This is a genomic window from Acidovorax sp. GW821-FHT10E04, from assembly GCF_059415185.1.
On record NZ_JBWKMT010000006.1, the window covers coordinates 94,962 to 120,665 of the forward strand.

General features: G+C 66.6%; 24 protein-coding genes. 13 read left to right on the top strand and 11 right to left on the bottom strand.

Annotated features, from left to right (window positions below):
- Positions 1–77 precede the first annotated feature (77 nt).
- From AC07OC_RS19425 to AC07OC_RS19435, 3 genes are all read left to right on the top strand, one after another.
- Positions 78–1,538 (top strand): NCS1 family nucleobase:cation symporter-1, encoded by a 1,461-nt coding sequence (locus tag AC07OC_RS19425; protein WP_218340364.1) that lies wholly within the window; start codon positions 78–80, stop codon positions 1,536–1,538.
- Between the two features lie 71 nt (positions 1,539–1,609).
- Positions 1,610–3,061 carry a dihydropyrimidinase gene (hydA, locus tag AC07OC_RS19430; RefSeq protein WP_218340363.1) on the top strand — a complete coding sequence of 484 codons (1,452 nt, stop codon included), beginning with the start codon at positions 1,610–1,612 and terminating at the stop codon, positions 3,059–3,061.
- A gap of 38 nt (positions 3,062–3,099) precedes the next feature.
- On the top strand, positions 3,100–4,356 hold the full coding sequence (locus AC07OC_RS19435; protein WP_492254678.1) for a Zn-dependent hydrolase: 1,257 nt from the start codon (positions 3,100–3,102) through the stop codon (positions 4,354–4,356).
- A 79-nt stretch (positions 4,357–4,435) separates the two neighbouring features.
- Here AC07OC_RS19435 and AC07OC_RS19440 read toward each other — a convergent pair whose 3' ends face one another.
- The 4 genes from AC07OC_RS19440 to AC07OC_RS19455 form a co-directional block, all read right to left on the bottom strand.
- Positions 4,436–5,473: a bifunctional nicotinamide-nucleotide adenylyltransferase/Nudix hydroxylase gene (locus AC07OC_RS19440; protein ID WP_218293396.1), complete on the bottom strand. Its 1,038-nt coding sequence runs from the start codon at positions 5,471–5,473 to the stop codon at positions 4,436–4,438.
- 106 nt (positions 5,474–5,579) lie between these two features.
- Positions 5,580–7,280, bottom strand: coding sequence for an NAD+ synthase (locus AC07OC_RS19445; protein WP_218340361.1), 1,701 nt, complete (start codon positions 7,278–7,280; stop codon positions 5,580–5,582).
- Between the two features lie 142 nt (positions 7,281–7,422).
- Positions 7,423–8,613 (bottom strand): nicotinate phosphoribosyltransferase, encoded by a 1,191-nt coding sequence (pncB, locus tag AC07OC_RS19450; RefSeq protein ID WP_494601997.1) that lies wholly within the window; start codon positions 8,611–8,613, stop codon positions 7,423–7,425.
- Positions 8,614–8,825: 212 nt separating this feature from the next.
- The gene (locus AC07OC_RS19455; protein WP_218340359.1) at positions 8,826–9,683 is read right to left on the bottom strand and encodes a cysteine hydrolase family protein; all 858 of its coding nucleotides are present in this window, start codon (positions 9,681–9,683) and stop codon (positions 8,826–8,828) included.
- A gap of 178 nt (positions 9,684–9,861) precedes the next feature.
- Between AC07OC_RS19455 and AC07OC_RS19460 the strand changes: the two genes are divergently transcribed.
- Positions 9,862–10,542 (top strand): NUDIX hydrolase, encoded by a 681-nt coding sequence (locus AC07OC_RS19460; protein WP_218340358.1) that lies wholly within the window; start codon positions 9,862–9,864, stop codon positions 10,540–10,542.
- Positions 10,543–10,727: 185 nt separating this feature from the next.
- The gene (locus AC07OC_RS19465) at positions 10,728–11,972 is read left to right on the top strand and encodes a diguanylate cyclase (protein ID WP_218340357.1); all 1,245 of its coding nucleotides are present in this window, start codon (positions 10,728–10,730) and stop codon (positions 11,970–11,972) included.
- A gap of 84 nt (positions 11,973–12,056) precedes the next feature.
- Here AC07OC_RS19465 and AC07OC_RS19470 read toward each other — a convergent pair whose 3' ends face one another.
- The 3 genes from AC07OC_RS19470 to metK all read right to left on the bottom strand — a co-directional run bounded on the left by AC07OC_RS19470 (position 12,057) and on the right by metK (position 14,163).
- A complete protein-coding gene (locus AC07OC_RS19470) occupies positions 12,057–12,509 on the bottom strand; it encodes a hemerythrin domain-containing protein (RefSeq protein WP_218293402.1) in 453 nt (150 codons plus the stop codon).
- A gap of 59 nt (positions 12,510–12,568) precedes the next feature.
- Complete coding sequence (locus AC07OC_RS19475; RefSeq protein ID WP_218340356.1) at positions 12,569–12,754, bottom strand: DUF1328 domain-containing protein; 186 nt, start codon at positions 12,752–12,754, stop codon at positions 12,569–12,571.
- A 227-nt stretch (positions 12,755–12,981) separates the two neighbouring features.
- A complete protein-coding gene (gene metK, locus AC07OC_RS19480) occupies positions 12,982–14,163 on the bottom strand; it encodes a methionine adenosyltransferase (protein ID WP_218340355.1) in 1,182 nt (393 codons plus the stop codon).
- Positions 14,164–14,295: 132 nt separating this feature from the next.
- Between metK and AC07OC_RS19485 the strand changes: the two genes are divergently transcribed.
- On the top strand, positions 14,296–15,150 hold the full coding sequence (locus AC07OC_RS19485; RefSeq protein WP_218340354.1) for a lysophospholipid acyltransferase family protein: 855 nt from the start codon (positions 14,296–14,298) through the stop codon (positions 15,148–15,150).
- A complete protein-coding gene (locus AC07OC_RS19490; RefSeq protein WP_218293406.1) occupies positions 15,147–16,013 on the top strand; it encodes a lysophospholipid acyltransferase family protein in 867 nt (288 codons plus the stop codon). The genes AC07OC_RS19485 and AC07OC_RS19490 overlap by 4 nt, the downstream gene beginning before the upstream one ends.
- A gap of 118 nt (positions 16,014–16,131) precedes the next feature.
- Here AC07OC_RS19490 and AC07OC_RS19495 read toward each other — a convergent pair whose 3' ends face one another.
- Entirely contained in the window at positions 16,132–17,037 is a 906-nt protein-coding gene (locus tag AC07OC_RS19495; protein WP_218340353.1) for an alpha/beta fold hydrolase, read from the bottom strand.
- 49 nt (positions 17,038–17,086) lie between these two features.
- Positions 17,087–17,830, bottom strand: a complete 744-nt coding sequence (yihA, locus tag AC07OC_RS19500) for a ribosome biogenesis GTP-binding protein YihA/YsxC (RefSeq protein ID WP_218293408.1) — start codon at positions 17,828–17,830, stop codon at positions 17,087–17,089.
- A 72-nt stretch (positions 17,831–17,902) separates the two neighbouring features.
- Between yihA and AC07OC_RS19505 the strand changes: the two genes are divergently transcribed.
- From AC07OC_RS19505 to msrQ, 5 genes are all read left to right on the top strand, one after another.
- Entirely contained in the window at positions 17,903–18,532 is a 630-nt protein-coding gene (locus AC07OC_RS19505) for a c-type cytochrome (protein ID WP_218340352.1), read from the top strand.
- Positions 18,533–18,680: 148 nt separating this feature from the next.
- Positions 18,681–20,837 carry a cytochrome c biogenesis protein ResB gene (locus AC07OC_RS19510; protein ID WP_218340351.1) on the top strand — a complete coding sequence of 719 codons (2,157 nt, stop codon included), beginning with the start codon at positions 18,681–18,683 and terminating at the stop codon, positions 20,835–20,837.
- The gene (gene ccsB / locus AC07OC_RS19515; RefSeq protein ID WP_218293411.1) at positions 20,834–22,180 is read left to right on the top strand and encodes a c-type cytochrome biogenesis protein CcsB; all 1,347 of its coding nucleotides are present in this window, start codon (positions 20,834–20,836) and stop codon (positions 22,178–22,180) included. The genes AC07OC_RS19510 and ccsB overlap by 4 nt, the downstream gene beginning before the upstream one ends.
- Positions 22,181–22,332: 152 nt before the next feature.
- Positions 22,333–23,337, top strand: coding sequence for a protein-methionine-sulfoxide reductase catalytic subunit MsrP (gene msrP / locus AC07OC_RS19520; RefSeq protein ID WP_218340350.1), 1,005 nt, complete (start codon positions 22,333–22,335; stop codon positions 23,335–23,337).
- Positions 23,338–23,402: 65 nt separating this feature from the next.
- Positions 23,403–24,053, top strand: a complete 651-nt coding sequence (msrQ, locus tag AC07OC_RS19525; protein ID WP_218293413.1) for a protein-methionine-sulfoxide reductase heme-binding subunit MsrQ — start codon at positions 23,403–23,405, stop codon at positions 24,051–24,053.
- Between the two features lie 109 nt (positions 24,054–24,162).
- Here the strand turns inward: msrQ and AC07OC_RS19530 are convergent, their stop codons facing one another.
- Together AC07OC_RS19530 and lptM are read right to left on the bottom strand one after the other, a co-directional pair.
- Positions 24,163–24,981, bottom strand: coding sequence for an oxygen-binding di-iron domain-containing protein (locus tag AC07OC_RS19530; protein WP_218293414.1), 819 nt, complete (start codon positions 24,979–24,981; stop codon positions 24,163–24,165).
- A gap of 133 nt (positions 24,982–25,114) precedes the next feature.
- Entirely contained in the window at positions 25,115–25,324 is a 210-nt protein-coding gene (gene lptM / locus AC07OC_RS19535) for an LPS translocon maturation chaperone LptM (protein ID WP_218293415.1), read from the bottom strand.
- A 12-nt stretch (positions 25,325–25,336) separates the two neighbouring features.
- Between lptM and cyaY the strand changes: the two genes are divergently transcribed.
- Positions 25,337–25,666, top strand: a complete 330-nt coding sequence (cyaY, locus tag AC07OC_RS19540) for an iron donor protein CyaY (protein ID WP_218293416.1) — start codon at positions 25,337–25,339, stop codon at positions 25,664–25,666.
- The last annotated feature ends 38 nt before the right edge of the window (positions 25,667–25,704 follow it).

Consider the following 25,704-nt stretch of genomic DNA (forward strand, 5'->3'; position numbering starts at 1 on the left):
ATCTGAATGCACCGGGGCGCCGGACCAGACAGCGGGTTGTGTGCAACCCCAATGAGGTCTTTGACAGGAGTACAGGCATGACGAACAGTACCGGTGGCGCCGCCCATGTGGCGGGGCTGATGCCCGGCGCAGCATCCAACACGCTCGCCAACGAAGATTTGCTCCCCACCACCGCCGCGCAGCGGCACTGGACCTGGAAGGACTTTGCCGCGCTCTGGGTGGGCATGGTGGTCTGCGTGCCCACCTACACCATGGCCAGCTCCATGCTGGACCAGGGCTTCTCCTGGCAAATGGCCGTGTGGCTGGTGTTCCTGGCCAACTGCATCGTGCTGGTGCCCATGGTGCTCATCGGGCGCGTGGGCCCCAGGTACGGTGTGCCGTTTCCGGTGCTCGCCCGCGCATCGTTCGGCGTGAAGGGCGCCAACCTGCCCGCCGTGCTGCGCGGCCTGGTGGCCTGCGGCTGGTTCTCCATCAACTGCTACTTTGGTGCGCTGGCGCTGCATGGCTTCCTGAACATCGTGGGCATGAACCTCGCGGGGCCGGCCGATGGCCAGACCATCAGCACCTCGCAGTTCATGTGTTTCCTCGCCTTCTGGGCGGTGCACATCTGGTTCATCTGGCGAGGGCCGGAATCCATCCGCAAGCTGGAGGTCATCGCCGCGCCGCTGATGATCGCCGCCTCCATCCTGCTGGTGGTGGTGCTCATGGTGCGGGTGCCCTCGGGTCAGCTCTTCAACCTGCCCGCCAAGGTGGTGGAAGGCGGGCCCAAGACCTGGGCCGCGCTCACCGGGCTGGTGGGCTTCTGGGCCACGCTGGCGCTCAACATTCCGGACTTCACGCGCTTCGCCAGATCGCAGAAGGACCAGGTCCTGGGCCAGGCCATCGGCCTGCCGATCCCCATGGCGCTGTTCTCGATGGTGGGCGTCATCGGCTTTTCCGCGTCGGCCATCCTGTACGGCAAGGCCCAGCTGTTCCCCGACGGCCTGTTGACCCAGATGGGCAGCGTGGCGGCCGGCCTGGGCCTGCTGGTGATCCTGCTGGCCAACCTGACCACCAACGTGGCCGCCAACCTGGTGTCGCCTTCCTATGATTTCAGCCAGTGCGCGCCTACCAGGATCAGCTTTCGCATGGGCGGCATCATCGCCGCGCTGATCGGGCTCGTGTTCATGCCCTGGAAGATCCTGGCCACATCGGGCGGCTACCTCTTCACCTGGCTGGGCGGCTACGGCACGCTGCTGGGCGCGATCGCGGGCATCCTGCTGGTGGACTACTACCTGGTGCGCAAGAGCGAGCTGAAGGTGGATGACCTGTACCGCCGCGGCGGCGAGTACGAATACAGCAACGGCTGGAACCTGCATGCGCTCATGGCCTTCTTCCTGGGCGTGCTGCCGTGCCTGCCGGGCTATCTGGCGGTGTCGGGCGTGGTGGACAAGGCCAGCATGCCCGCCATCTGGCTCACCCTGTTCGATTCGGGCTGGTTCTTCAGCCTGGCCGTGGCCGGCACCTACTACTACCTGACCGCGAAGAAAAAGCAATGACCTCCGGCCCTGCCTGGGCCTGGTGCCAGCGCAGGGCCTCTTTTTGATCTGCATCCCTGAAGGAGATCCCCATGACCCAAGCCCTTGTGATCCGCGGTGGAACCGTGGTCAATGCCGACCGCGAGCAGCCGGCCGATGTGCTGTGCGTGGACGGCCGCATCGTGGCCGTGGGCGAGAGCGTGGCGGCGCAGGCCCCCGCGGGCGCACAGACCCTGGACGCCAGCGGCCAGTACGTGCTGCCTGGCGGGATCGATCCGCACACGCACATGCAATTGCCGTTCATGGGTACCGTCACCATGGACGACTTCTTCACCGGCACGGCCGCGGGCCTGGCCGGGGGCACCACGAGCATCATCGACTTCGTGATTCCCGACCCGCAGGAGCCCATCCTCGACGCCTACCGAAAGTGGCGCGGCTGGGCCGAGAAGTCGGCTGCCGACTATTCCTTCCATGTCGCCATCACCTGGTGGAGCGAGCAGGTGCGCGCCGACATGGGCACCCTGGTGCAGCAGGAAGGCGTGAACAGCTTCAAGCACTTCATGGCCTACAAGAACGCCATCATGTGCGACGACGAAACCCTGGTGAACAGCTTCAAGCGTGCGCTGGAGCTGGGCGCCATGCCCACGGTGCATGCCGAAAACGGCGAGCTGGTGTACCTGCTGCAGCAGGAGGTCGCCAAGATGGGCATCACCGGCCCCGAGGGCCACCCGCTTTCGCGCCCGCCCATGGTCGAGGCCGAGGCCGCCAACCGCGCCATCGCCATTGCCGACGTGCTGGGCGTGCCCATCTACGTGGTGCATGTGAGCTGCATGGAGTCGGCCGACGCCATCGCCCGCGCCCGCGCGCGCGGCCAGAGGGTGTATGGCGAGGTGCTGGCGGGGCACCTGCTGGTGGACGACAGCGTGTACCGCGACCCGGACTTCGCCAAGGCGGCCGCTTATGTGATGAGCCCGCCCTTTCGCCCCAAGGTCCACCAGGAGGCACTGTGGCGCGGCCTGCAGTCGGGCCAGCTGCACACCACCGCCACGGACCACTGCACCTTCTGCGCCGCGCAGAAGGCGGCAGGCAAGGACAACTTCGCCAAGATCCCCAACGGCACGGGCGGGGTGGAAGAGCGCATGGCCGCCATCTGGGATGCGGGCGTGAACACCGGACGCCTCACGCCCTCCGAGTTCGTGGCCATCACCTCGGCCAACTGCGCCAAGCTATTCAACATCTACCCGCGCAAGGGCTTCATCGGCGAGGGTGCCGACGCCGACCTGGTGCTGTGGGACCCCGAGGGCACCAAGACCTTCTCGGCCAAGACGCAGTTCAGCAAGGGCGACTTCAACATTTTTGAAGGCCGCACCGTGCGCGGCATCCCGAGCCACACCATCAGCCAGGGCCGCGTGGTGTTCGCCAACGGCGACCTGCGGGCCGAGCAGGGCAAGGGCCGCTACATCAAGCGCCCCGCGTTCGGCGCCAACTTCCAGGCCGTGCAAAAGCGCGCGCAGGACCTGGCCCCTACCGCTGTTGCACGTTGATGGACTCGCTGACCGATTCAATGCCTCTGGAGAACACCATGGACACCAAAGTCAAACCCGATATCGAGAACCTGCGCATCAACGGCCAGCGCCTGTGGGATTCGCTCATGGAGCTGGCGCAGATCGGCGCCACCCCCAAGGGCGGCGTGTGCCGCCTGACCCTCACCGACCTGGACAAGCAGGGCCGCGATCTCGTCACCCGCTGGGCGCGCGAGGCGGGCATGACGGTGACCATCGACAAGATCGGCAACGGCTTCATGCGCCGCCCCGGGCGCAACAACAGCCTGCCGCCCATCATGACCGGCAGCCACATCGACACCCAGCCCACGGGCGGCAAGTTCGACGGCAACTACGGCGTGCTGGCGGGCATCGAGGTGGTGCGCACGCTCAACGACCACGGCATCGAGACCGAGGCGCCCATCGAAGTCGCGTTCTGGACCAACGAAGAAGGCAGCCGTTTCGTGCCCGTGATGATGGGCTCGGGCGTCTTCGCCAAGGCCTTCACGCTGGAGCACGCCTACGCCGCCACCGACACCGAGGGCAAGACGGTGAAGGGCGAGCTGGAACGCATCGGCTACATCGGCGACCAGGAACCCGGCGACCACCCCATCGGTGCCTACTTCGAAACCCACATCGAGCAAGGTCCGGTGCTGGAAGACAACGACAAGACCATCGGCGTGGTCAGCGGCGTGCTGGGCATCCGCTGGTTCGACTGCACCGTGACCGGCATGGAAGCCCACGCCGGCCCCACGCCCATGGCGCTGCGCAAGGATGCGATGCTGGCCGCCACGCGCATCATGCAGGACGTGGTGGCGGCAGCCCACCGCCACCCGCCGCACGGACGCGGCACCGTGGGCATGGTGCAGGTGTTCCCGAACAGCCGCAACGTGATCCCCGGGCGGGTCAAGTTCAGCATCGACCTGCGCAACAGCACCGACGAACTCGTGGACCAGATGGCCGCCGAGGTGAAGGCCCTGGCCGGGCAGGTGGCCCAGGAACACGGCGTGCAGGTGCACATCGAGATGGTGTCCAGCTACCCGGCCCAGGCCTTCCACGAGAACTGCGTGGAGGCCGTGGGCCGCGCGGCCGCCAAGCTCGGTTACAGCCACATGCCCGCTGTCTCGGGCGCGGGGCACGATGCCGTGTACATGGCCAAGCTGGCGCCCAGCGGCATGATCTTCATCCCGTGCAAGGACGGGATCAGCCACAACGAGATCGAGGATGCCAAGCCCGAGCACATCACGGCGGGGTGCAACGTGCTGCTGCATGCCATGCTCGAGCGGGCGGGGACTTGATGCTATCTGAATGATAGCTGCCAGCGCTTGATGGACAAGCGCTGGCAGCAGTTCTTGCCCGAAATGCGGCCGTGCGCGGTCAGTGCAGTTCCGTCAGCCCCAGGAAGTGGTCCAGCATGTGGAAGTGGTCTTCAAAGAACTCCTCTTCCAGGCCCGCCAGCTGGCCGATGGGCGTCCACTGCACCAGCATCGCGTCGTCATCGGCCTGCACCACGGGAAACGGCGCGTCGCCCAGATCGAAGTAGTGCGCGTGCGTGAGCGTGCGCCCGCGCTGGCTGCGGTCGGGGTGGTCGAACACCGCCACCGACTGCAGGGCGGCGCGCATGGTGGCTTCGGGCAGGTGGCAGTGGGTTTCTTCCACCAGTTCGCGCAGGCACGACTGCCACACGGTTTCGCGCTGTTCGATGAAACCGCCGGGCACCGCCAGCTGGCCCTTGCCGGGGGCGTGGGCGCGGCGTATCAGCAGCACATGGTCGCGGCAGCGCAGCACGGCGTCCACCGTCACGAACACGGGCGGATAGGGCGCGGCCGCCCAGGCCTGGCGGTAGCCGCGCAGCATCCGCCACTCCTGCTGCAGCGCCAGGTAGTGCGGGGTCTGCGCGAACTGGACCAGCGTGGCCAGGGTGCTGGGGGGCATCTGGTTGGCCAGGGGGGCGAGGGCGGAGGGAACGGTGTCGGGGCTCGCACCAAACCAGGCGTCGCGGATGGCCGTGGCGTCGATGGGGCCCTGGCGCTCCACATGGATGAGCTCCCAGCCGGGGAACGCGCTCAGGTAGCCGCTGGTGGCGTCCTTGAAGTGGCCCACCAGCCCGGTGCGCGCATTCGGTGCGGTCAAACGCGCCACACCCTGGCGCACGGCCTGCACCCACACGGCCTCGTTGTAGTAGTCGCGCATGGGCAGCACCTGCACGCGGCTGCGGTCGGCCTCGGGCAGCGCCATCAGCAGCATGGCTTCGCGCTCCTGCCAGGTGAAGGGGTTCTTGGGCGAGCGCGCCTGCCAGGCCGAGCCCACCACCACGATGACCTGCTGCGCGCTGTCGAGCGCGCGCCGCAGCAGCGCGATGTGGCCGTTGTGCACGGGTTCAAAACGCCCGATGTAGATGGCGGTATCGAGCATGTGTCTCCATTGCTGGGTTGTATTTTTGAGGTTTTTTGGCCGCTGGCGCTTGTCCATCAAGCGCCAGCAGCTATCTTTTTTGTAGTGATTTTATCTGATCGATGGTTCATGCATACCGTGCCGCAATCGGCATCTGCCGCCCGCTGCCAAAGGCCCGGGCCCGCACGCGCACGATGGGGGGGGCCTGGCGGCGTTTGTATTCGTTGCGCGCCACCATCATGCGCACGCGCTGCACCAGCGCGCGGCCGGCTTCTTCCTGCTGCAGCTGGGCCACGAAGGCCTGCGCGGCCGCATGCTCGGCGCTCGACAGGCGGTCGCCCTCGATCAGCAGCTTGAGCACTTCGTCCAGCACCGGGTAGGGGGGCAGGCTGTCCACGTCGCGCTGGCCGGGCGCCAGCTCGGCGGACGGTTCCTTGTCGATGATGGCCTGCGGAATCAGCTCGCGCCCGGCGTGTTCGTTGACATGGCGCGCAAGCGCGAACACCTCGGTCTTGTACAGGTCGCCGATCAGGCCCAGCCCGCCGTTGGTGTCGCCATACAGCGTGCAGTAGCCCACCGAGATTTCCGACTTGTTGCCGGTGGTGAGCAGCAGGTGGCCGAAGGCGTTGGAATACTCCATCAGCACCGTGCCACGGATGCGCGCCTGCAAATTTTCAAGCGGCAGGCCCGCCAGCGGCGGGCCAAAGCTGGCCTCGAACTGCCGCGCGTAGCCCGCCACCAGATCGGCGATCGGGTGCGTGAAGAGCTGCACGCCCAGGTTGCGGCACAGCGCCACCGAGTCATCGACCGAGCCGCTGCTGGAATAGCGCGAGGGCATGGTGATGCCCACCACGTTCCCGGGTCCCAGCGCCTCGGCCGCCAGCGCGAGGGTGAGCGCGCTGTCGATGCCGCCCGAGCTGCCCACCACCACCTGCGTGAAGCCGCAGCGGCGCGCGTAGTCCTTGAGGCCCAGCATGATTTGCTGGCGGTAGAACTCCATCGTGGGGATGCCCTCGGCCGGCACGGGAGCTGGGGCCTGGCCGTCGCCCATGGAGAAGTGGCCGTTGTCGAACTGCAGGGAGCGCACGTCCTCGACGAAACGTGGCGCCTCGAAGACGATGCCGGCCTCGGGCTCGGCGGCGAACGAGGCGCCGTCATACACCACCTGGTCGTGCCCGCCCACCTGGTTCACATACAGGATGGGCAGGCCGTGCCGGCGCGAGGAGCCGCCAAAGATCTGGTGGCGCTGTTCGCGCTTGCCGATGTGGCTGGGGCTGGCATTGATGCTCACCACCAGGTCGGGTGCCGCGTCGCGCATGCGCTCGAAGGGGTTCGTCGCGTAGTCGGCGCCGTGGTCGTTCCAGCCGTCCTCGCAGACCAGCAGGCCCACCTGGGCGTTGCCGATGCGCAGCACCTTGGCCACGTCGGGTCCCGGCTCGAAATGGCGGCGCTCGTCAAAGATGTTGTAGGTGGGCAGCAGCTGCTTGGCGTATTGCAGGCGCACGGTGCCGCCCTGCAGCACCAGCAGGCTGTTGTGCAGCCGCTTGCCGGGGCCGCGCGCGGGCGTGGGCGCACCCACCACCCAGTGCAGTTGCGGCAGCCCGGCGGAGGCCTGCTGCAACGCGGCCAGGCCGGCCTCGATGCGCTGCTGGAAGGCGCTTTCCTCCAGCATGTCGCCGGGGTAGTAGCCGCACAGCGACAGTTCGCTGAACACGATGAGGTCGGCCTGTTCGCGCGCCGCCTGCTGTGCGGCGGCCACCATGCGGGCCACGTTGCCCTCGATGTCGCCGACGGTGAAGTTGAGCTGGGCGATGGTGATGCGGAGCATGGTGTTATTCATCCTAAGGTTCGATTTCGTCGGCAGCCGCCGACACGGGCGCAGCCCATGCCAGGGACGCCGAGCAAGGGCCGCCCCGCAGTGAGGGCGTCGTCTCCCCGGAGGAAGGCGCGAAGCGACTCAGGGGGGCTTCTTATGCAATGCTGAAGACCTGGCGCAGGTATGCCAAGTATGTTTCATCGTCGCACAGCGTCTTGCCGGGCGTGTCCGAGAGCTTGGCCACGGGCTGGCCGTTGGCGTGCGTGAGCTTCATCACGATGTTGAGGGGCCTGTGGTCTGCGCCCATGTCGTTGGTGAGGTTCGTGCCAATGCCAAACCCGAGCTGCGTGCGGTCGCCAAAGTGGCGGTACAGCATGAGGGCGCGCTCCAGGTCGAGGCCATCGGAGAACACGAGCCGCTTGGTGTGCGCGTCGATGCGCAGCCTGGCATAGTGCGCCAGCGCCTTTTCGCCCCAGGCCACCGGGTCGCCCGAGTCGTGGCGCAGGCCGTCGAACAGCTTGGCGAAGTACAGGTCGAAGTCGGCCAGGAAGGCGTCCATGCCCACGGTGTCGGTCAGCGCGATGCCCAGGTCGCCCCGGTACTCCTGCACCCAGTCCTCCAGCGCGGCCTTTTGAAAGTCGCGCAGCCGCACGCCCAGCGCCTGGTAGGTTTGCAGGTATTCGTGCGCCATGGTGCCGATGGGCACCAGGTTCAAATCGCGCGCCAGCAGCACGTTGCTGGTGCCCTTGAACCACTGGGGTGTCTGCTCTGCAAATGTCTTGACCACCTCGCGCTGCCAGTCGCCGCTGTAGCGGCGGCGCAGGCCGAAGTCGAACAGCTCGAAGGGGTGGCGCAAGGTGGCTTGCCGGGCCAGGTCCTGCAACCGCTGTACCTTGGCGGCCAGGCGCTCGCGCCCGCTGGCCAGCGCTGCGGCCGCGTCGAAGCGGCGAAAGTACAGTTCGTTCACGATGGCCAGCACGAAGATCTCGAAGCCCATCACATGCACCTGGGGGCCGCGGGCCACGATGGTCAGCGTGTCGCCCTCGGCCCGCGCCTCGATGAAGTTGCGCTGGAACTGGAAGAGGCGCAGGAAGTCGACGAAGTCGCTCTTGATGAAGCGCAGGCTGCCCAGGTAGTCGAGCTCGCCCTTGGTAAAGCGCAGCGAGCACAGGTGGTCCAGCTCGGCGTTCACCTGCGGCAGCAGCTCGGACAACGGGTACAGGGGCTGGTTGCGGCACACGAAGCGGTATTCGCTTTGTGTTTGCGGATGGCGGTGCAGCAGGGCCTGCCACATGGTGAACTTGTACAGGTCGGTGTCGAGCAGGCTGGTGATGATGCGGGTCATGGTGATGCTCCTGTTTTTGTAGCTGGTTGCGCTGGTTCAGCAAGCGCTAGGGATCCTCTGCACGAATCGAGTTGCCAAGTGTGCACTGCGGATCGGGAAGGAGTGCAAGGCGCAAAACGCAGCCATAGCCGTAGCTATTGCGAGTATTTGCAACGCCGCAGGCCGCCCGAGACCGCAGATGCACACGGCGCGATGATTCGTGCAGAGGGTCCCTAGAGGCTGATTTCCGTGCTGGTGGCCAGCTGTACGCCCTGCGCGCGCATGGCGTCGAGGAAGGCCTGGTGCTGCGCCTCGAAGCCGCCCACGGGGCTCATGCAGTCGGTCAGCAGCACGATGTGGCCGGGCCGGGCGCCCGCCGCCTGCAGGCGGGGCAGGTGCCGCACGATGTGTTCGGTGGTGGCGCGCACGCAGTGGCTGCTGGCCTCGCCGGCGATGAGGAGCAGGTCGGCGGTGTCGAGCGCCGCGAGCAGGCGGGTGTTGAGGGCGGTGTCCGGGTCGGCGGCATCGACCACCTCGGCCTGGATCGCGCTGTAGTGCTCGGTCCAGGGGTTGGTGCCCTTGAACACGTGGTGCACCGCGCGCTGTAGCTGCAGCTGCCAGTCGCCGCAGGCGGCCAGCACGTCGGCATGCACGCCGTGGCCCCAGCTACCGATCTCGCAGTGCACCGGCCAGACCATGAGCGTGTAGCGGCCCTGGGCTTCCAGCGCATCCAGGTAGGCCAGCGTGCGGGGCAGTGCGGCGGCGCTGCGGGGGGTGAAGGCGCCGCTGCGCACCTGGGCCGCCGTGATGGGCGTGAAGGGCGCGACGGCCGACCCGTCGGCCTGCTGCCAGAAGCCGGGGTGGGCGATGTCGAAGCGCTGGTGCGAATCGAGCGTCACCGTGATGGCGTCGAGCCGCCCCGCCTGCGCGCGGATGAAGGCGGCCGCGCGCTGCAGGTCGGCGTGGGCGCCAGCCACGGGCAGGCTGGGCATCGTGCGGGTGCCGTCCGGCTGGCGGGGTTGCCAATCGGCCGGCAGGTCGCAGAAGTCGTTTTGCGGGTCGATCACCAGCAGCTGGATATTGCGGGCCATGGGCTTCTCCTTCGGTATGGGAACAGTGTAGGTTTGTTAGGTTAATAATGCAACTAACTAATGTGAAACCTCATGTTTCCGCTGTGCGCCAGCGGCCAGCACGCAAGCGCTTGGGGTTTGCGCCGCCCGGTGGTAGCCTCGTTCGTATATCTCTGCAATGAACCATGTGCCTTCCCCCATGAACGACGACAGCGCCTGTGCCGTGATCTGCACCGTGGATGTGGTGCTGCTGACCCTGGAAGAGGGGGTGCTGAAGGTGGCCCTGGTGCGCCGGGAGCACGCGCCGTTCGCCCAGGCGCTGGCGCTTCCGGGCGGTTACATCCACGCTCAGGACGATGTGGACGCCCAGGCCGCCGCCGCCCGCGTGCTGCGTGCCAAGGCGGGCCTGGAGAGTCCCTATCTGGAGCAGCTGGCCACCTTCTCGGGCGCGGTGCGGGACCCGCGGGGCTGGTCCCTGGCGGTGGCGTACTGTGCGCTGGTCCCGCCCGGGACGCTGGCCCAGGCGGAGGGCCGTGTGCAGCTGGTGGCCGTGGACGGCGGCCTGCCGCCGTTGCCGTTCGACCACCGCCAGATCGTCGATGCCGCCGTGTTGCGCGTGCGCAGCAAGAGCCAGTATTCGTCCATGCCCGTGCACCTGTGCGCCGAGCCCTTCACGCTGCCGCAGCTGCAGGCGGTCTACGAAGCCGTGCTGGGCGAGGCGATCAACAAGGTGAGCTTTCGCCGCAAGATGGACGAGCTCGCGATGCTGGAGGCACTGCCCGGTGCCCTGCAGACCGGCGGCGCCCACCGGCCCGCGCAGCTGTACCGGGTGCGTCACGCCTACCGGCGCAGCCTGTCGCTGAGCGCACGGGGGCTGTAGCGCCCTGGCGGCGGCGCGCACGCACGCACGAACGAACGAAAAAGTTGGACCGCGCCGGGGAAATCTGGCACAAACGCAAACTTTGTGTCCCACGAAGGGTGGGTGCGCGCCGGCGGGCCGGGAGGGCCGCCGCCGCACCGCCAACAACAACAAGCCGGCCCGACGCTGGCGCCTGAGGGTCATCCATGTCTTTGCGGCTGAAATTCAATCTGGTGCTGGCGGGTGTGCTGCTGCTGGCGGTGGTGGGGGCGGGGCTGTACGTGCACCGATTCCTGCAGCAGTCGGCGATCGAGGAGGTGCAGCACAACTCGCAGATCATGATGCATGCGGCCATGGCGATCCGCGACTACACCACCGAGCTCGTCAAGCCGCATCTGGACGTGACGCTGGCGGAAAAATTCCTCCCCCAGACGGTGCCAGCCTATGCCGCCACGGAGACCCTGCGTCGCCTGCAGAGCCGCTTTCCCGGGTATGAGTACAAGGAGGCGGTGCTCAATCCCACCAATCTGCGCGACCGCGCCACGGAATGGGAGGAGCGCATCATCGGCGACTTCCGCGAAGGCCGCGCGGACCTCAAGAAGGAGGTCTCCGGCGAGGTGGGCGAGGGCATGCACCGCGCCCTGTACGTGGCCCGCCCCATCACCATCAAGCAGGCCCAGTGCATGGCCTGCCACAGCACACCGGCCGTGGCGCCCCCCACCATGCTCAAGGTGTATGGCGACAAGAACGGCTTTGGCTGGGGCATGAACGAAACGGTGGGCATCCAGGTGGTGAAGGTGCCGATGTACTTCCCGCTGGAGAAGGCGCGCCAGACCTTCTATACCGTGATGGGCGCGCTGCTGGGCAGCTTCGTGCTGCTGTTCGTGGTGCTGAACCTGTCGCTGTCCTCGCTGGTGATCGAGCCCATGGCGCGCCTGAACCGCAAGCTCGAGGACCTGGCCACCAAGGACTTCCTGACCGATCTGGTCAACCGCCGCCGCTTCTTCGAACGGCTGGAGACCGAGATGGCCGACACCCGCATCAAGAAGAGCCACCTGTCGGTGGTGATGTTCGACATCGACTTCTTCAAGCGCATCAACGACACCTTCGGGCACGATTCGGGCGACGTGGTGCTCAAGAGCACGGCACTGCGCGTGCGCGAACTGCTGCGCTCGTCCGACTGCGCGGCGCGTTTCGGCGGGGAGGAGTTCATCATCCTGCTCAAGGAAACCCCGGTGGACGCCGCCATGGCCATGGCCGAGGCCGTGCGTGCCCGCATCGCCGGCGCGCCCTTCGATTCGGTGGGCCATGTGAGCGCGAGTTTTGGCGTGGCGACCTGGGACCATCACGAAGACGCCCATGCCCTCATCAAGCGCGCGGACACCGCCCTGTATGTGGCCAAGTCCCGGGGCCGCAACTGCGTGGTGCAGGCCGAGGAAGCGGTGGCCTGAGGCGCTGATCACGTTCCCCCGCGGGGGCGCGACACGCAATTCACGCACTGTCTTCGCATGGGGTGAGAAGGGTGCCGTCGCCGCTCAGGCAGTCGTCGTCTTTGCTTCTTCGTAGGTCGCCAGGTATTCCTTGGCCAGCTGCATCTTCTGCTTTTCGGTCAGCAGCTTGCCGGCCATCTGGAAGAATTTGTGTTCCTCTTCTTCCAGGTGGTGCTCGACCTTCTCGGCCAGTTTTTTGGCCAGCGGCAGCCAGGCGGGCGTTGCGGGGTCGGCATCCTCCAGCGATTCCACCAGTTCATCGAGCTGGTGGTGTTCGGAGATCGCGTGGCGGGATAGATCAACGCCCGCATCGTGCGCCATCAGCGGAATGTAGAAATGCCGCTCCTCGGCCAGCTCGTGCGCCAGCAGTTCTGTCTTGAGCTGCTCGAACAGGTCGTGCCGCTCGGGCGTGTCGCCGCTGGTATCGACCAGCTGCTTGCACAGCGCGCGCTGCCGTTCGTGGCTTTCGCGCAGCGCTTCAAAGATGTTGAGGGCCATGGGATTCCTGATTTCTTTTCTTGTGCGTGGATCGTGGGGGTGCAACCAAGCCGTGGCGGCTACTTCAGCGCCTTGCGCGCGGCGCCCACGCCCACGGCGGCGAGGACCACGAACACCACGGCGATGATCAGGAAGATCACGAACAGCACTTTGGCAATGCCAGCGGCGCCGGCAGCCACACCGGTGAAGCCCAGCGCGCCTGCAACCAGGGAAATCAGGGCAAAAATGATGGCGTACTTCAGCATGATGGTCGCTCCTTGCGGGGGTTGAAGAGCAGCCCGGGGCTGCGTGAGGGTGTGCAGGAACGATACCGGTGGGGCGGGTGCGCGGCCGTCAGCCCGGGCGGGTTGCCGCTGTAGGAGAGGGCCCCTGGGCGCGGCTGCCAGACGCAGCGCGAAAAAAAGCCGCAACGCCTGGGCGTTGCGGCTTGGGGCCGGGGAGGGCTTACGGCGCGTGATTCGCGCGGTGGGTTTTACAGCCCTGCTGCTGCGCGCAGTGCCGCCGCCTTGTCCGTCTTTTCCCAGCTGAATTCGGGCTCTTCGCGGCCGAAGTGGCCGTAGGCCGCCGTCTTTTCGTAGATCGGGCGCAGCAGGTCCAGCATCTGGATGATGCCCTTGGGTCGCAGGTCGAACTGCTCCTTCACCAGCGCGGCAATGCGCTCGTCGGAGATCACGCCCGTGCCTTCGGTGTAGACCGTGATGTTCATCGGCTCGGCCACGCCGATGGCGTAGGCCACCTGGATCTGGCACTGGCGCGCCAGGCCGGCGGCCACGATGTTCTTGGCCACGTAGCGGGCGGCGTAGGCGGCCGAGCGGTCCACCTTCGTGGGGTCCTTGCCGCTGAAGGCGCCGCCGCCATGGGGGCAGGCGCCGCCGTAGGTGTCCACGATGATCTTGCGGCCTGTGAGGCCGCAGTCGCCCTGCGGGCCGCCGATGACGAAGCGGCCCGTGGGGTTGATCAGGTAGCGGGTGTCCTGCAGCCATTCCTTGGGCAGCACGGGCTTGATGATCTCTTCGATGATGGCTTCGGTGAACGAGGCCTTCATCTTGGTTTGCGTTTCGCTCTGGTCGGGGTGGTGCTGGGTGGAGAGCACCACGGTGTCGATGCTGTGGGGCTTGCCGTCCACATAGCGCATCGTCACTTGCGACTTGGCGTCGGGACGCAGGAAGGGCAGGCGGCCGTCCTTGCGCAGCTGGGCCTGGCGCTCCACCAGGCGGTGCGCGTAGTAGATGGGCGCGGGCATCAGCTCGGGCGTCTCGTCGCAGGCGTAGCCGAACATCAGGCCCTGGTCGCCGGCGCCGGTGTTCAGGTGGTCGTCGGACGCATGGTCCACGCCCTGGGCGATGTCGTTGGACTGCTTGTCATAGGCCACGAGCACGGCGCAGCCCTTGTAGTCGATGCCGTAGTCGGTGTTGTCGTAGCCGATGCGCTTGATGGTGTCGCGCGCCACCTGGATGTAGTCCACGTGGGCGTTGGTGGTGATCTCGCCGGCCAGCACCACGAGGCCGGTGTTGGTCAGCGTTTCGGCGGCGACACGCGAGCGGGGGTCCTGCTTGAAGATCGCATCGAGAATCGCGTCCGAGATCTGGTCGGCCACCTTGTCGGGGTGGCCTTCGGAGACGGATTCCGAGGTAAAGAGAAAGTCGTTCGCCATTTGAATAAACTCCTGTGTTCCGGCATTTGGGGCGTTGCCCTCACCCCGAAGGAGCTTTGGCGAACGCTTTAGCAGATTTATTTAACGTCGCCCTGCAAGTTGCTCATTTAACTCAGCGACCCATCCATTTTAATGCCAGTCGTCTTCCGATTCTTTTCCGTATTTCCGCTGTGGTTGCTGCACATCATGGGCGCGGCCATGGGCTGGGTGGCGTTCGCCGCCTCGCCCACCTACCGGCGCCGCTTCCTGGCCAATGTGGCGCTGGCGAGTTATCCGTTCGGGGCCGTGCGCGCGGCCGTGGCCCATGCGGGGCGGATGGTGACCGAGCTGCCCCGCCTGTGGCTGGGCGCGCCCATGCCCTGCCGGCTGGAGGGAGAGGCTTGCGTCGAGGCGGCCTACGCGGCCGGGCGCGGCATCGTGTACCTCACGCCCCACCAGGGGTGCTTCGAGCTGTCGGCGCAGGCCGCGGCCCGGCGCTGGAGCGCCGAGCGCGGGCCCATCACCGTGCTGTACCGCCCCGCGCGCCAGGCCTGGCTGGCCAAGGTGATGGAAACCGCGCGCAACCGGCCCGGCATGCTCGCCGTGCCCACCACGCTCGCGGGGGTGCGCCAGATGATCAAGGCCCTGCGCCGGGGCGAGGCCGTGGGCCTGCTGCCCGACCAGGTGCCGCCCGAAGGGCAGGGCCACTGGGCGCCTTTCTTTGGCCGGGACGCCTACACCATGACCTTGGCCGTGCGCCTGGCCCAGCAGACGGGCGCGGCCGTGGTGCTGGCGCGCTGCGAGCGCCTGCCCTGGGGCCGGGGTTTCGTCACCCACTTCGAGCCGCTGGCACAGCCGCTGTCCGACCAGATCGACGTCGCCGTCCTGCAGATCAACCAGGCCATGGAACACCTCATCCGCCAATGCCCCGAACAGTACCTGTGGGGCTACGCCCGCTACAAGCAGCCGCGCGCTGAGTCCGCCGCGGCGCCCGAGGTGGCCGCATGACGGGCCGCCTGGGGGTCTGGTTCATGCGCGTGCTGGCGCGCCTGCCGCTGCCGGTGCTGCGCGGCATGGGCTGGCTGATCGGCCGCATCCTGTTCGTGCTGGCCGGGCCGCGCCGGCGCGTGGCGCTGCGCAATCTGGCGCTGTGTTATCCCGATGCCAGCGAGCAGCAGCGCCGTGCCTGGGCGCAGGAAACTTTCGTGGTGTTCTGCCAGTCGTGGCTGGACCGCAGCTGGCTGTGGTTCGCGCCCCGGGATGTGGTGCTCGAGCGCGTGAAGCTGCGGGGAGCGCTCAACGAGCTGGAGGGCGACACGCCCACCATCATCTTCGCGCCGCATTTCTACGGCATGGATGCGGGCGGCTCGGCGCTCACGCTGCACACGTCGCGCGCGTTCACGTCGATCTTCTCCACCCACCCGGACCCGGCCGTGGATGCCTGGTTCCGCGAGGGGCGCCAGCGCTTTGGCGACGTGCGCATGCTCAACCGCAACGACGGGGTCAAGCCCATCATCGCCAATCTGCGCAAGGGTGGCCTGCTGTACCTGTTGCCCGACATGGACTTCGGCCGCAACGACTCGCTGTTCGTGCCGTTCTACGGCATGCAGGCCGCCACCGTGCCGTCGCTGTCGCGCTTTGCGCGGCTGGGGCGGGCCAAGGTGATCGCGATGGTCACGCGCCTCACGCCCACGGGCTATGTGGCCGAGATCTCGCCTGCCTGGCCCGGCTACCCCACCGACGACGTGCAGGCGGACACCGCCCTCATGAACGCCAATCTGCAGCGCTACATCGATGTGTCGCCCGGCCAGTACTACTGGGTGCACAAGCGCTTCAAGACGCGGCCCGAGGGCGAAGGCTCGGTGTACTGAATGAAGCGAGGCGCAGCCGGCTCCTGCTGGCTGGCCGCTCGCGGGCGCGGACAGGCGAGGCACCCTGTCACTGGGTTCAAACAGGCTGCAGCGCTTACGCTTCAAGCGCTGAAAGCTATCATTTTTGCTGCAAAAAGTGCCGCAGCTCCATCGCCACGCGCTCGGGGTGTTCGTGCACGACCCAGTGCGAGGCCTGCTCCACGCGGTGCAGCTGCAGTTGGGGAATCCAGCCCGGCAGGCCGTCGAGCAGCCCGGGCAGCAGGGCCGGGTCGTCCATCGCCCAGAGCACCAGGGTCGGCACGGCCACGGTGAGCATGCTGTCCGGCAGGGTGATCGCCTGCACGCTGTCGTCGCCCTCGCGGGGTGGGCGCAGGGGGCTGGCGCGGTAGTAGTTGCAGGCACCGGTCAGGCCCTGCTGCCACAGGGCGCGGTACTGGGCGCGCACGCTCTCGGTGAGCCAGGCGGGGGCGCGGCCGTCCGGTGCGTCGAAAAAGCCGAACAGGCGGCGAAAATCGTTCTCGGCCAGCAGCGCCTCGGCGTCCGGGCGGCAGAGAAAGTGCATGTACTGGCTGGCGGCCTGCTGCGCGGGGCTGTGCTGCAGCTCGCGCAGGAACGTGCCCGGGTGGGGCGAATTGATGATGGCCAAGCGCTTCATCAGCCCCGGCTGCTGGTTGGCCAGGTTCCAGGCCACGGCCCCGCCCCAGTCGTGCGCCACCAGGCATTCGAGCGGGCCGCCCGGGGACTCGGCTGCGATCAGGGCCGCGAGGTCCTGCACCAGGTGTTTGGCGCGGTAGGCCTCGGCCTCGGCCGGGCTGCTGGAGGGCCCGAAGCCCCGCAGGTAGGGTGCGATGCAGCGGTAGCCGCCGTTTTCGGGCCGAGCGAAGTGCAGCAGCAGTTCGTCCCAGATGAAGGCGCCTTCCGGGAAACCGTGCAGCAGCAGCAGCACCGGGCGGCCGGCCACGCCGGTCACGCGGCAGTGCAGGGTGATGCCGTGGGGCAGGGTGACGGAGCGGGTCTGGATCATGATGCTATGAATTGAATAGCTAGCAGCGCATGACAGACAAGCGCCACGCCTAATTTTGCTGAGAATCCTCAGGGGCTTCCGGTGCGGCGGTGCCGTCGGGCGCTGCTGCGGGGGCGGCCGGCTGTACCGGGTGTGCCCATTGCCACAGCAGCTGCGCCACCTCGTCCACGCCTTGTTTCTTGAGGGCCGAGAACATCTTCACCTCTCCACCGCCCGCGTTCAGTCGCGTAATCGACAGCACCTTGGCCTGCTCGGCGCGGGTGAGCTTGTCGGCCTTGGTCAGCACGATGAGGAACTTGAGACCCTCTTCGACGCGCGGACGCACCACTTCGAGCAGGGCCTCGTCCAGCTCGGTCAGGCCCAGGCGCGGGTCGCACAGCAGCACGATGCCCGTGAGCCCGGGGCGGCTGACCAGGTAGTTCACCATCACCTGCTGCCAGCGCACCTTGTCCGAGCGCGACACGGCGGCGTAGCCGTAACCGGGCAGGTCGGCCAGCACCGCGTCCATCACGCCCTGCTTGCCCAGGGAAAACAGGTTGATGTGCTGGGTGCGCCCGGGCTTCTTGGACGCGAACGCGAGCTGCTTCTGCTGGGTGAGCGTGTTGATGCAGGTGGATTTGCCCGCATTGGAGCGGCCCACGAAGGCGATTTCGGGCACGTCGATGGGCGGCAGGTGGTGCAGCTGCGCGGCCGTGGTCAGGAACTTTGCCGTGTGCATCCAGCCCATGGCGGTCTTGGCGTCAGGTGCGGGCGGAAGGGAGCCAGCAACTGGCGCGGTAGGAGATGTCGTCATGGGGAATTGGGATGCGAGGGAGCCTCATTGTAGAATCGCGAGGTTTTGCGCACATAAACACAGACCCTCGATATGAAGTTGCTCGCCTCCTTGCTGACGGCTGCCGCACTGGCAGCACCTGTTATTTCGGCCTTTGCGGCGGGCGATGCCCCCAAAGCGGCCAAGCCGGATCTCGTCAAGGGCGAGGCCAGCTACACCGCGGTGTGCGCCGCCTGCCACGGCGCCGATGGCAACTCGGCCATCGCGGCCAACCCCAAGCTGTCGCAGCAGCACCCCGAATACCTGGTCAAGCAGCTGCAGGAATTCAAGTCCGGCAAGCGCAACAACGCCGTCATGAAGGGTTTCGCCAGTGCCCTGTCGGATGACGACATGCGGAACATCGCGTACTGGGTGACCGCCAAGCCCGCGAAGGCCGGCTTCGCGAAGGACAAGGACCTCGTCGCCCTGGGCGAGCGCATCTACCGTGGCGGCATCGCCGACCGCCAGATCGCTGCCTGCGCGGGCTGCCACAGCCCCAACGGTGCCGGCATCCCCGCGCAGTACCCCCGCCTGTCGGGCCAGCACGCTGACTACACCGTGGCACAGCTCAACACCTTCCGCGACGGCTCGCGCGCCAACAGCATCCAGATGACGCAAGTGGCGGCCAAGCTCAACGACAAGGAAATCAAGGCCGTGGCCGACTACATCGCCGGCCTGCGCTGAGCGATTTGATTTTCGTCAATCTTGTGGCCCGAAAGACCGGGCCGCACGGAACCTACCGCCAATAACAATCCCAAAACGGGCGGGCCCATCGCACAGATGGTCCCGCCCTTTTTCTTTCTTTCGCGCCCCGAAGCCCACGTTTCCATCCATGTCCGACAACACCCAAGGCCTTCGCATCCAGTCTGGTTCCCAGGCCTTGCGCGCAGGGATCGAACTGCTGTCCTCGATGCGGTTCGCCATCTCGCTGCTGACGGTGATCTGCATCGCCTCCGTGATCGGCACGGTGCTCAAGCAGCATGAGCCGGCGGTCAACTATGTCAACCAGTTCGGGCCGTTCTGGGCCGAGCTGTTCGGCGCCATCCAGCTCAACGCGGTCTACAGCGCCTGGTGGTTCCTCCTCATCCTGGCGTTCCTGGTGGTCAGCACCTCGCTGTGCATTGCCCGCAACACGCCCAAGATCCTCATCGACCTGAAGGTCTACAAGGAAAACATCCGGGAGCAAAGCCTCAAGGCCTTCCACCACAAGGCCGAGGCAGGGCTGAGCGGGTCCGCCGAGGCCGAGGCGCGCCGCATCGGCACGATGCTGGCGGGCGGCGGCTGGAAAGTGCGCCTGCAGCAGCGCGACACGGCCGCCGGCCCCGGTACCGGCTGGATGGTGGCCGCCAAGGCGGGGGCTGCCAACAAGCTGGGCTACATCGCGGCGCACAGCGCCATCGTGCTGGTGTGCGTGGGTGGCCTGCTGGACGGTGACCTCATCGTGCGCGCCCAGATGCTGCTGGGCGGCAAGACCCCGTACCAGGGCGGCGGGCTGATCGCCGATGTGAAGCCCGAGCACCGCCTGTCGGAGCGCAACCCGACCTTCCGCGGCAACCTGCTCGTGGCGGAGGGCACGCAGTCGAGCACGGCGATCCTGAACCAGTCCGACGGCGTGCTGCTGCAGGACCTGCCGTTCGCCATCGAGCTCAAGAAATTCATCGTCGAGCACTACTCCACCGGCATGCCCAAGCTGTTTGCCAGCGAGATCGTCATCCATGACAAGGCCACGGGCGAGAAGACCCCGGCGCGCGTGGAGGTGAACCACCCGGCCAGCTACCGCGGCATCGAGATCTACCAGTCGAGCTTCGACGACGGTGGTTCGCACCTGAAGCTGCGGGCCGTGCCCATGGTGGCAGGCGCCAAGGCCTTTGATGTCGAGGGCGTGGTGGGCAATTCCACCCAGCTGACCAACAACGGCGGCGGCACTGGCAGCGAGACGCTGACGCTGGAATTCACGGCGCTGCGCACCATCAATGTCGAGAACTTCGGCGGGGCAGGCCCGGGCGGCACCGGTGTCGATGTGCGCAAGGTGGACCTGCGCGAGTCGGTGGAGTCCCGCTTGGGCGCGGCCAACAAGACCGTGACCAAGAAGGAGCTGCGCAACGTGGGCCCCAGCGTGAGCTACAAGCTGCGGGACGCGGCGGGCCAGGCCCGCGAGTTCCACAACTACATGCTGCCCGTGGACACGGGGGACGGCGTGCCGGTGTTCCTGCTGGGGGTGCGCGAGAGCCCGGCGGAACCGTTCCGATACCTTCGCGTGCCGGCCGATGACAAGGGTGGCATGGACGGCTTCATGCGCCTGAAGGCCACGCTGGCCGACCCGGTGGCGCGCGAACAGGCGGTGCGCCGCTATGTGGCGCAGGCCATCGATGCCTCGCGCACGGATCTGGCCGAGCAGCTGCAGCAGTCCGCATCGCGGGCGCTGGCGTTGTTCGCCGGACGCGGCATGGTGGACGGCAAGCCCACCGGTGGCCTGCAGGCGGTGTCGGACTTCATGGAGGCGAATGTGCCGGAGGCCGAGCGCGCGCGCGCCGGTGAAGTGCTGGTGCGCATCCTCAATGGCACGCTGTTTGAGGTGGCCCAGCTGTCGCGCCAGAACGCGGGCCTGCCGCGCCTGCCGCAGGATGAACAGACACGGGGCTTCATGACCCAGGCCGTGCTGTCGCTCAGCGACGCGCAGATCTACCCCGCGCCACTGGCGTTCGAGCTCAAGGACTTCACCCAGGTGCAGGCTAGCGTGTTCCAGGTGGCCCGAGCCCCTGGCAAGAACATTGTCTATCTGGGTTGCGCCTTGCTGATCCTCGGTGTTTTTGCCATGCTGTACGTGCGCGAGCGCCGTGTCTGGGTCTGGGTGGCGCCGCAGGGCGGCGGCAGCCACGCCACCATGGCGCTGTCCACGAACCGCAAGACCATGGACGGGGACCAGGAGTTTGTACAGCTCGCACAGAAACTGATCGGGGCCGGCAAGGCCCCGGAAGGCACCGCATGAACACCGCCACCGGCAACACGAATACCGCGATCACCCTGAATGAGGGGTTCTTCGCCCGCCGCAACTGGTTCGACTGGCTGTTCGCGGCCATCGTGGCGGTGGGCGGCCTCTATGCGCTGCAGCGCTACGGCAGCTACATGGATGTGTACGAAAAAGGCATCCTGCTGGGTGCCATTCCCTGCACCATCTGGCTGGGCTGGTTCTGGCGGCCGCTGCGCGTGCTGATGCTGGTGGTGACGGCGGTGGCGCTTTTTGCCATCGGCCTGTACCAGCAGGACGGCGCGGGCAGCCTGGCGCGCGCGGACACGGTGTTCGGCCTCAAGTACTTCCTGTCGAGCCAGTCCGCCATCCTCTGGATGAGCATGCTGTTCTTCATCAGCACCGCGTTCTACTGGATCGGCATGTTCTCGCGCGGCGAGGGCAGGACCATGGGCATGCTCGGCTCGCGCATCGCCTGGGTGGCCGTGGCCATGGCGCTCATCGGCACGCTGGTGCGCTGGTACGAGAGCTACCTCATCGGCCCGGACATCGGCCACATCCCGGTGAGCAACCTGTATGAAGTGTTCGTGCTGTTCTGCTGGATGACGGCGGCGTTCTACCTGTACTACGAGCAGCAGTACGACACCCGCGCCCTGGGCGGCTTCGTGATGCTGGTGGTGAGCGCGGCGGTCGGCTTTCTGCTCTGGTACACCGTGGTGCGCGAGGCGCATGAGATCCAGCCCCTGGTGCCCGCGCTCAAGAGCTGGTGGATGAAGCTGCACGTGCCCGCCAACTTCATCGGATACGGCACGTTCGCGCTGGCTGCCATGGTGGCGTTCGCCTACCTCATCAAGCAGCAGGCCACCGAAACCCGCTGGTACAAGCTGGCCCCCCTGTGGCTGCTGGGCGTGGTGCTGTGCTTCGAGCCCATCGTGTTCCGCCAGGGCGCCACCGAGAACGGCGGCAGCTACTGGATGGTGTACTTCGGCATCTCGGCATTCATCGTGGCGGGCATCCTCTTCGGCCGCAAGCGCATCGCGGCGCGCCTGCCGTCGTTCGAGATCCTGGACGACGTGATGTACAAGTCCATCGCCGTGGGCTTTGCGTTCTTCACCATCGCCACCGTGCTGGGGGCACTGTGGGCGGCCGAGGCCTGGGGCGGCTACTGGAGCTGGGACCCGAAAGAGACCTGGGCGCTGATCGTCTGGCTCAATTACGCGGCCTGGCTGCACATGCGCCTCATGAAGGGCCTGCGGGGTACCGTCTCGGCCTGGTGGGCGCTGGTCGGCCTGGCGGTGACCACGTTCGCGTTCCTGGGCGTGAACATGTTCCTGAGCGGGCTGCACAGCTACGGCACGCTGTAGGCCCGCGGCTGCCCGCACGCCCCTGCCCGGCAGGCAGGCGGCGCCTGCAACTATTGTGTCTTCGGTGTAACCTGAACGGCCCAGGGAACGAACTAGCAGTTGTTCCGCTCTATCGCAGAGTCCGTTTCAACCGAGAACCACCGGAGACACCCATGCTGATTCCATCCCGCGAACCGGGTTTCAACCACCCGCATTCCTCCGAGATCACGCCGCGCTCGGTGTACGAGGAGCGGCGCAGGATGCTCCGGCTGATGGCCGGCGGGGCGGCGGGCGCGGCACTGGCCGCCTGGGCCGGGCGCGAGGCGCTGGCACAGCAGGGCACTGTCGCGCGTCCTGGCAAGCTGGCGGCGCTGGCCAGTGCGAAGTCCACCGTGCCGGGCGCCATCTCGATGGAAAAGCTCACCGACTACAAGGACGCGAGCACCTACAACAACTTCTATGAGTTCGGCACCGACAAGGCCGACCCCGCCCGCAACGCTCACACCCTGAAGACCACGCCATGGACCGTGGAAGTCGAAGGGCTGGTGAAGAAGCCTGGCAAGTACGGCATTGAAGACCTGCTCAAGCTCAGTGCCCAGGAAGAGCGCATCTACCGGCTGCGCTGCGTGGAGGGCTGGTCGATGGTGATTCCATGGGTGGGCTATTCGCTGTCCGAACTGATCAAGCGGGTGGAGCCGCAAGGCAGCGCCAAGTATGTGGAATTCGTGACGCTGGCCGACAAGGCCACCATGCCGTTTGTCGGCTCGCGCGTGCTTGACTGGCCCTATGTGGAGGGCCTGCGCCTGGACGAGGCCATGCACCCGCTGACGCTGCTGGCGTTCGGCATGTACGGCGAAGTGCTGCCCAACCAGAATGGCGCGCCGGTGCGCCTGGTGGTGCCCTGGAAATATGGATTCAAGAGTGCCAAGAGCATCGTCAAGATCCGTTTTGTCGAGAAGGAGCCAGGCACGGCGTGGAACAAGGCGGCCAAACAGGAGTACGGCTTCTACTCCAACGTGAACCCCGAGGTGGACCACCCCCGATGGAGCCAGGCCACCGAACGGCGCATTGGCGAAGACGGCCTCTTTGCCAAGAAGCGCAAGACGCTGATGTTCAACGGCTACGAAGCCCAGGTGGGGCAGCTGTACGCGGGCATGGACCTCAAGAAGTTCTACTGACCGCCGCGTCCGCCCGGCTTCGCCGTCACGTCCGGTGGCGAAAGCCCGGCCCGGCCCTTGCCCCCATGCGAAAACTGCTGCTCCATCCTGCCGCCAAGCCCGTGGTGTTCGTGCTGTGCCTGCTTCCGCTGGCCTGGCTGGTGTATGCCGCGGCCGCCAACGAACTGGGGGCCAACCCTGCCGAAGCCCTGATCCGCGCCACGGGCGACTGGACGCTGCGCGCGTTGTGCCTGGTGCTGGCGGTGACACCGCTGCGCGTGCTCGCCTCCACGCCCCAGCTCGCGCGCTTTCGGCGCATGCTGGGGCTGTTCGTGTTCTTTTATGGGTTGCTGCACCTGCTGAGCTACGCCTGGTTCGACATGGGCTTTGATGTGGCCGACATCGTGCGCGACATCGTCAAGCGGCCCTTCATCCTGGTGGGGTCCCTGGCGCTGCTGGTGCTCACGCTGCTCGCCGCCACGTCGTTCAACCGCGCCATCAAGGCGCTGGGTGCAAGGCGCTGGCAGGCCCTGCACCGCAGCGTGTACGCGGTGGCGGGGCTGGCCATCCTGCATTTTTTCTGGATGCGCGCGGGCAAGAACGATTTTGGCGAGGTGGCGGTCTACGCGGTGGTGCTCGCGGCCCTGCTCGGCTGGCGGCTGTGGCACCGGCTGCGCAAGCGGCAGGCGGCGCAGGGGGCGGCGGCTCCCCGCCGGACGGCCGCTGGGGCCCGGTAACGCAATGCGGATGGATGCTAGATCGATTGCTATAAAATATATAGCTACCTGCGCTTGCCAGTAAAGCGCCAGGCCCTGTTTTTATTGAAGATCGAGCAAACGGCCCGTGCTACCGCCCCAGCCCGGGACGCAGCTGCCGGGTCACCGGATCGATGTAGCTGGTGGGCAATTGGTAGGCCCGGTCGTCGAACAGGTCGATGCCGCACATCAGGTTCTCGATCCAGTCCATGAAGTCGCTGATGGCCTGCTTGCCGATGATCGGCGCGCCGTGCTGCGGAACGAGCATGGAAATATCGAGCTGCCGCGCCATGCGCACCCACAGCCGCAGGATCTTGTTGGAGACCATGTAGCGGCGGTGAAACCCCTCCATGCGCGGGATGTGCGCCTTGAGGTCGGTCACCGGCACGCGTGCCTCGGCACCGGACATCATGGACACCCCCAGATCGCCCGTGAACAGGATGCGGCTGACCGGGTCGTAGAAATGGAAATTGCCTTCGGAATGCATGAAATGCGCAGGCAGCAGCACCAGTTCATGGCGGCCCAGCGGCAGGTGGCCGCCGCTGTCGGGCACCCCGATGACCCGGTTCTCCGTCTTGCCGACCTTGGTGAAGTGCGGGGCGAAACGCTCCCACACCCGCGAGATCACCAGGTCTGCCTTGGTGCTGGTCATCCACCGGTCCAGCGAGGCAATGATGTCCGGGTCCGCGTGCGAGGCGATCAGGTACGACAGCTTGTGTGGCGGGAAATGCTTGGTCATTCCCATGAACAGCTCGTTGAAAGCGAGGTTGCCGCCGGGATCGATGATGGCGCCCGTGTCGTCGTCCACGATCAGGAACTGGTTGGCCTGCACGGCCTGGCCGTCTTCCTCGATGAGGTCGGTGAACATCAGACAAGCGTGATTCTTGTCGCGGTAGAGTTCCAGGGCCATGGCCATCCTGCAGTGCGATAAAGCACGGACTGTACGATTGACCCTTCGAGGTGTCCTTGATGGAAATCAAGCACTCGGCATTGGTAGTGGCAGCCAGGTGGGCCGCAGGCCCCTGCCGGCGATTCGCCGCGGCTTAACGCGGCTGCGACGCGGCAGCCGCCGGTGCCTGGGCGGGCGTGGTCGTGCCGACGCTGGGTGTCAGGGTCTGCGGAAGGGTTGCGCGCTGTGCAGCCGCGGGGCTGCTGGGAAGATACAGGGGGCCTCGCTGGCCGCAGCCGGCGAGGGCCGCCGTACTGGCGGCAAGGACAAGCGTCCTGACTAGAATTTGGGAAGCTATCAACATGCGCAAATTGTAATGACCGACCTTGAATTCCTGGACCACGCCGAAAAACTGCTTCTGGCCGTCGAGCGCAGTTGTGATCGTATCAACGACGCGACCGAGGCCGATGTGGACGCCCAGCGCTCGGGGGGCATGGTGACGCTGACCTTCCCCAACCGCAGCCAGATCGTGATCAATCTCCAAAAGCCGCTGCACGAGGTCTGGATGGCGGCGCGCTCCGGTGGCTACCACTACCGTTTCGATGGCCAGGCATGGCAAGACACCAAGGGCGCGGGAGAGTTCTTTGACTGCCTGAGCCGGGACGCAGCCCGGCAAGCGGGCCTGCCGCTGCAGTTCTCGGCCTAGGGAAACCGCCTCAGCCTGGCTCAAGCTTGCTGCCCCCC